Here is a 1,293-nt window from a genome sequence, read left to right on the forward strand (position 1 = left end):
GCTTGGTCGCGCATGGCTTCTTTCTCTGCCACGGTTGGTGTGTAGAGGAAGCCGCGCTGGCCTTCGACGCTTTTCGTTGTGAGAATTCCCTTGCTGACGAGGCGGCGAAGCAGAGTTTTGGTGGTCGACTCGGACCACTGACTTTTCTTGGACATGTTTTCCACGAGAGTTTTGGCTTTGCTGGGCCCTTCGGTCCACACCACTCTCATCAGCTCCCACTCGGAGGGGGAGATCAGGGAAACTTCTGCATTCGTATCGCTCATGTTTTCAGTGTACGTTCTGGGTTTGTGCGTCGTGGCAATCTTGCTGTTGGTGAACTACAAGTGTAAACGATAAAACTTGAGCCGACTTCTATCAAGTTTTGGGAATATCTGCGCTGATAATCTGTTACTCCTTCTAGATGCAAACCAGCCCGGCCTCCAGCCGAGCTGAAAGAGACAACGCGAAAGGAGTTCGTGATGGCCAATCAAGAAGAAAAGTACACAACAATGGCACAGCAGGCCATCGGGGATGCTATTCAAACAGCTTCTGCAGCAGGCAACCCCACCGTCGAACCGCTGCATCTGCTCGATTCTTTGCTGCGCCAAGATGGCGGCGTCGTTAAAGGGCTTGTGCAAGCAACCGGCGCCAACGTTCAAGAAATCGGCGCCCAAGTACGCCACGCACTCACCCAACTACCAGCAGCTTCCGGCTCGAGCACCACTCAGCCTGACGCCAGCCGCCAGCTCACCGTCGCGCTCGTCAACGCGCAAAAGGAAATGAGCAAGCTTGGCGACGAATACGTTTCCACCGAACACCTGCTCATCGGCATTGCCATCGGCCCTTCTGACGCAGCCGACATCCTCTCTCGCGCAGGCGTGAGCCCGGACAAGCTTCGCAAGGCTGTACCCTCTATTCGTGGAGGTGCTCACGTCACCAGCCCGGATGCGGAAGGCACGTACAAGGCTTTGGAGAAATACTCCACCGACCTGACCAAGCAGGCACGTGAAGGCAAGCTCGACCCAGTGATCGGCCGCGACCGTGAAATTCGCCGCGTCATGCAAATTCTCGAGCGCCGCACGAAGAACAACCCTGTTCTCATCGGCGAAGCAGGCGTTGGTAAGGGGGCCGTTGTGGAAGGCATGGCGGAGCGTATGGTATGCGGGGAGGTGACGACCGGCGTGAAGAATAAGGGTCTGGTCGCTCTCGACTTGGGTTCGATGGTGGCAGGCAGCAAGTACCGTGGCGAGTTTGAGGAGCGTTTCAAGGCTGTTCGCAACGAAATCCGTCAGTCGGATGGTAACGTCATCGCCT

The 1,293-nt window shown here is 56.4% G+C and carries 2 protein-coding genes; one reads left to right on the plus strand and one right to left on the minus strand.

The genetic code is table 11. The features are described 5' to 3' along the window. Positions 1 to 263: BlaI/MecI/CopY family transcriptional regulator (locus AEAE_RS06615; protein WP_148139992.1), on the minus strand; the 263-nt coding region annotated here is incomplete at its 3' end. A 195-nt stretch (positions 264 to 458) separates the two neighbouring features. Here AEAE_RS06615 and AEAE_RS06620 point away from each other — a divergent pair. Next, positions 459 to 1,293: Clp protease N-terminal domain-containing protein (locus AEAE_RS06620; RefSeq protein ID WP_275542019.1), on the plus strand; the 835-nt coding region annotated here is incomplete at its 3' end.

It is taken from the genome of Aeriscardovia aeriphila, assembly GCF_002259595.1.
GTDB lineage: Bacteria > Actinomycetota > Actinomycetes > Actinomycetales > Bifidobacteriaceae > Aeriscardovia > Aeriscardovia aeriphila.